The organism is Spiroplasma sp. ChiS (genome assembly GCF_002968355.1).
GTDB classification, from domain to species: Bacteria; Bacillota_I; Bacilli_A; order Mycoplasmatales; family Mycoplasmataceae; genus Spiroplasma; species Spiroplasma citri.
In genome coordinates this window covers 1-5,403 of the sequence record NZ_PUUH01000305.1, presented here as the reverse complement: position 1 = coordinate 5,403, position 5,403 = coordinate 1, and the positions used below count along the sequence as shown (strand labels likewise).

4 protein-coding genes and 4 pseudogenes are annotated in these 5,403 nt (G+C 24.6%); 2 read left to right on the top strand and 6 right to left on the bottom strand.

What is annotated here, in order from left to right; translation table 4 throughout:
* Nucleotides 1-976, bottom strand: a pseudogene (locus C6B38_RS08445) (IS30 family transposase); the annotation flags it as partial.
* A 102-nt stretch (nucleotides 977-1,078) separates the two neighbouring features.
* Between C6B38_RS08445 and C6B38_RS10425 the strand changes: the two are divergent.
* Nucleotides 1,079-1,195 carry a lipoprotein gene (locus C6B38_RS10425; protein WP_162475943.1) on the top strand — a complete coding sequence of 39 codons (117 nt, stop codon included), beginning with the start codon at nucleotides 1,079-1,081 and terminating at the stop codon, nucleotides 1,193-1,195.
* A gap of 81 nt (nucleotides 1,196-1,276) precedes the next feature.
* Complete coding sequence (locus tag C6B38_RS08440) at nucleotides 1,277-1,576, top strand: DUF3688 family protein (protein ID WP_105299291.1); 300 nt, start codon at nucleotides 1,277-1,279, stop codon at nucleotides 1,574-1,576.
* Here the strand turns inward: C6B38_RS08440 and C6B38_RS08435 are convergent.
* From C6B38_RS08435 to C6B38_RS08415, 5 genes and pseudogenes are all read right to left on the bottom strand, one after another.
* Nucleotides 1,545-3,727 (bottom strand): annotated as a pseudogene (locus C6B38_RS08435) (spiroplasma phage ORF1-like family protein). The gene C6B38_RS08440 and the pseudogene C6B38_RS08435 sit on opposite strands and share 32 nt — an antisense overlap.
* A gap of 27 nt (nucleotides 3,728-3,754) precedes the next feature.
* Entirely contained in the window at nucleotides 3,755-3,970 is a 216-nt protein-coding gene (locus C6B38_RS08430; protein WP_199558621.1) for a hypothetical protein, read from the bottom strand.
* A gap of 11 nt (nucleotides 3,971-3,981) precedes the next feature.
* Nucleotides 3,982-4,218, bottom strand: a complete 237-nt coding sequence (locus tag C6B38_RS08425; protein WP_105299290.1) for a hypothetical protein — start codon at nucleotides 4,216-4,218, stop codon at nucleotides 3,982-3,984.
* Nucleotides 4,218-4,593: pseudogene (locus C6B38_RS08420) on the bottom strand (hypothetical protein). Before C6B38_RS08420 ends, C6B38_RS08425 begins: the two are co-directional and overlap by 1 nt.
* A pseudogene (locus tag C6B38_RS08415) lies at nucleotides 4,586-5,398 on the bottom strand (hypothetical protein); the annotation flags it as partial. The pseudogenes C6B38_RS08420 and C6B38_RS08415, both read right to left, overlap by 8 nt.
* Between the last annotated feature and the right edge of the window lie 5 nt (nucleotides 5,399-5,403).

The window sequence follows — 5,403 nt, the reverse complement described above, 5'->3', positions numbered from 1 at the left end:
ATATTATGCAAAAACATTTCTTTTGCACTTATTCAATTTAAACACGGTCGGAGTTTATCATTTATTACATTAACTACTCAATCTATTTGTTTTTGACTAACATTATTAAAATTAGTTCCAAGAGGAAATCATTTTCTAAACTCACCATTCATATTTTCAATTAAAGGTTTTTGACGAGGTTTGCCAGCATCACAAAAATATACTTGTGTTTTGGCAAATATTTCCATTTCTCGTCATTCACTAAATTCTTTCCCTCTATCTGTTATTATTCCTTTAATTTTTCCAATTAAATTATTATTTATAAAAATTTCTTTAAGCTTTTCAAAAACTTCATTAGCAGTATGATTTTCTAATTTTATTGCAAAGTATTTTTTACTTGATTGTTCTACTAAAACTAAACAACTAGATTGATGGTTTTTTCCAACAACAGTATCCATTTCTAATCAACCAACATTAGAAACTTTATTTTCAATATCTCAAATTGACTTAAAATCAGTTAATTTACCACGATTATCAGATTTTCCTTTTGTTTTATATTTTTTACCACGATGTCGCAAATTCTGTTTTAAAAAACCATAAAAACCTAAACGAATTCATTTATACAATGTTTTAACACAAACCGGAAATTTAACACTAAATTTTAAAAAATAACGATAAATAAATTCTCTCGGAGCATCACGATATTTATTAAGTCTAATTTTCATAAAATTAATCTGTTCTTCAGTAAATTTACATCTTTTATTATTCTTTTTTCTTTTCTCATAATACATTTCTAATACATTTCATCTAACTTATAAGCACTATATTCTTTAATAGTTTTAAATCTCTTAATTTCTCGTAAAATAGTACTACGATGTCTATTCAAAAATTTAGCAATTACAGAAATATTCTGTTCACCATTCTTTTTTAAAAACATTTTTGATAATAATAATTGTTCTAATTTAACTTTATCTATAAAACTCAAATGACTATACATAACACTTATATACCTTTCATTAATTTATAAAATAATTATTAATATATAATTGATATATGATAATATCAATTATATATAAAACAATAAAAAGGAGCAATCTATATGAAAAAATGACTTAGCATAATAGGAGCAATTGGATTAAACGCAACAAGCACAACAACATTAATCAGTTGTAAAAAAGAAAATAATAATGAAAACGGAAAACGGGGGAGGAGATAATAAACCAAATATAATCCACAACAAGCACCAAAAGATAGTAATTGAAAAAATATAAGTGGTACATTTAACCAAGAATTTAATGTGCGTAATAATAAATGATATATAATATCAGCAAGAAAACCCAATACAACAGATAATTATAAAATTATTAAATTTAAAAACAATGATATTGACAAACCATTTGGTAATGTTTGAAATAATGGTGTTACTTTAAATAGAGAATGATATTCTGTAATAGAATTATATAGATGAGAAGGCGTTGGTGAACCAATATTACCTCAAATAGATAAAAAAACCGGTAAAATTACTGATTGAAAAGAAAAAAAGGAACTTAATAACAGTTCCTTTTTTATATTAATCGCACAAATTTCATATAAATAATTAATAAAAAGATATTTGTTATTGTACTATACAATGCTGGATTAAATTTTCATACCTCAAATATCTGACTAAAAAAACTATATACTGTTTCAAAAACCTTACCAACACCACTCGCTAATTCATTAACTTGTTTAACACCAGGAATAGTGTTGACAATTCAAATCACCACATTTTTAATATGAGCACCAAAATCTCATCAACCCTCTGGCGTTACATATTGTACTTGTCATCATTGTTTATCAAGGAACAACCCACCATTATTAATTTCTTGTCAGTTATAAATCTCAAAATTAAAATCATAATAACGATACATATCATTCTCTTTTTGTGCTTGCAATTCAAAAACATTATAACCGATTTTTTGTTCTTCAATTTTTTTGTATTTTAAACCATATTTATCTTTTAAACCACCTTCAAAAACATAACCCGAATTTGAGTTAATATTATAATTATTAGCAACCGAAAAATCATAATTAAAAACACTACCATAATTATTAATCTTATAAAACCGATTTTTAAATGCTGAATATAATTTAATATCTAACTGTTTATATTTATCTGAAAAATAAAAATATCATGGGTAAATTTTAAAACCATTATTTACTAACAAACCATATTTTTTATTATAACCTTGAACATAAGTATTATTTTCTAAATCAAAAATCGTACGTAAATAATTAGTATAAAATTTCTGTGAAATCTGAAACATACTATTTAATAATTTATCAAATTGTAATTTATCATTAATATTTTCACTCAACAAAATATTATTAAAATTTTGTAATTTCAACGCAAAAAAGTTAACTAAAACAGTATCATATTGTAAATTATCAATATATCCATTTTCAATAAAGGAACTACGATTTTGAAGCACTGGCACCAATGCACTTGCAAAAAACGACTGTAAAAACTTAGATAAATCAAACTGACCACTAAACTGTTGATAATACTTTAAATCTTTACTATTTAATGATGAATAAATTAAACCATTAAAATTAAAAACTTCACCCATTCCCATTCGCATAAAACTAAAATTAAAACTTAAATCATCATTATTAATATTATTTAACTCTAAACTACTAGAAATAATTAAATTTGCTTCATCAACAGTTAAAATCATCCGATAAATTGCTTTTTTAATATTTTTAACATCCAATTCATCAACCGTCTCAAAATCAAAAATTATCCGCTTTGTACCAACCTTATTCGGATTTTCATAATCCGCACTATCACCTCGCTGTACTCTAATATTTTCTTGCAAAACAGAATATAAAGATAAATCAATAAATTCTTTTACGCGAGTTTGTTGATAACTATTTCAATCAGTAATTTCACCAGTGTTTTTATCAATGGTTGGTAATTGTGGTTCACCAACGCCTTCTCATCTATATAATTCTATTACAGAATATCATTCTCCATTTAAAGCAACACCATTATTTCAAACATTACCAAATGGTTTGTCAATATCATTGTTTTTAAATTTAATAATTTTATAATTATCTGTTGTATTGAGTTTTCTTGCTGATATTACATATCATTTATTATTACGCACATTAAATTCTTGGTTAAATGTACCACTTATATTTTTAAAATTTAATATTGATTTAACTTAACTCTTGGATAATGATTTTCTTTATAGCGGTCAACATTTTCCACAATTTCTTTCGATACATTAAACATCTTATATTTTACAGCAAAGGCATAAATAAAATCAGTTAAATCATTCAAAAAATTCTCCCTTTTAACATCATAAAATTTTTCAACCATAAACTGATTTTTTAAACTATGTCATTGTCGATAATAATTCAAAAATACTTCATTAGGTTTATCATAAACAACTCCGGTTGAATAACTATCTTGTAAAAAATCCAAATACCATTTATCATTAAATGATAATTTTTTTGATGTTTTTAAAGTTGGATTAATAAAATAATTTGTTTCCGACCAATTTTCAAAAAAACTGCTACGTAAAAACATCGTATTAATAAAATCAGTTTCATTAATACCTTTATGAGTACTTATTCTCTTGTTTAAGCGTATAATGATCCTCATTTAAGGGTCTAAACGCCGTTAAAAAGTAATAAATGGAATAACGAAACCCAAAAAAGTTAAAATAAATATGGCAAATAAATATGATAACTTACGCGTTATTCTTTACCACCTTTCTTATTTTTAAAATTAATTATAAATAAAATACATCAAACTAATTCAAATCAAAAAAAACAAATTTGCAAATAACATATATCAAAATAAAATGCCAAATTCATTAATTAATCTATCTCATTTATCGTAAATTGACCCAATAAATAAAGAAAAACCAAAACCAACAACTAAAATATATACTAATATTTCTCATCATTTTTCTTTTAAAAACTTTAAAATTTTAATTTTCATAAACTCAACTCCTAACTATACAATGTTTTTGAAACAATAAACCCAACAATATATAAACTTGATATCGTTAACATTAATGAATGACTAAACAAAACTGCCATTCTACCAAATAATCAAATCAACCAAGTATCAGAATTATATAAATCCATAATAATATTTTTTGCTGATGTAAATTGATTAATAATAACAGTAATAAAACCAGTTCCAAATATCGCGATTGCCGCAACCAATAAAACTAATTTAATCATTACTTAACACCTCTTTTAACTTTTGCTTGTTGTCTAACATTTTGACGTTTAATTTCTCGTTTAACTTGTTTCTTATTACTATTCTGATAAACATTTTTACCAACATTAATACCTTTTCGTACAGTTGACGAATATACTTGCGAAACACCATTATTAACTGTCGAACCTAAATTATTATATTGTGTTGATGTGCCATGAATTGCATAAATAGATAACTTAATAACCATAAAAAAGACTAAAAAATAAGCAATAGATATTTGTCATCGGTAATTTTGTATTTCAAATTACATCAAAAATAAACAAAAATATATCAAAAACAAAACTAAAAATMTTATCTCAATTACTATTATTATTTTCAACTAATAAATTAATCATCTTTACCATTTCCTTTCTCTTTTTTAGGTTTTAAATTCTTTTTCAAAATATCAATATCAAACAATTCTAATCGTTCTTTAACACTTAATTTTGTGATTTCCAACCAATAATATTCTTTTTTATTAACAATTTCATCATTCTTTAAATCACGCACAAACTTTAACCATTGACTATCATACTTATTAGCGAATTCAAGGGGAATTATTATTTTAAAAAACCGAATTCCTAACCCAACATCCGACTTATGTTTTGCTCTTTTACCTTCTRCTGTTCGTTCTACTGATTTTGTTTTTCAAATTTCATAATCCGTTATATCTTGGAAAATCCCAATTCGCATAATAAAGAAACRATTAAAAAAATTAAATCYTTTTTTAGYAACGGGYTTTTTCAATGAAATTGGAATAATAATCCCACTTGCTAACTGGCGAATATTATTTCAAATCATACCCTCACGCTGAGCAGTAAACAACGCACGATGTCCAAAATGTCTCGCTAAAACAATTCACGGTATTTTACCACTATGAACTTTTTTCTCATCATGAGAACTAGTTCCATCAATATACAAATAACTTTCATCAAATAAAATAACACTATCATCTGGGGGAACCGGTTTTGTTCTATCTGTAAAATCTAAATTTTTAAATGTTAAAACTTTAACTTTATCATCTTCTAACGGATAATTACTATAAATTTCATCTGTCAATAATTTCATAGTTTGCGACAAATAAGTTAAAAGTAATGTTTTACCAGTTCCTAACTTACCAATAATTACCGATAACGGATTATCTCAAACAAAATTTACTATTTACT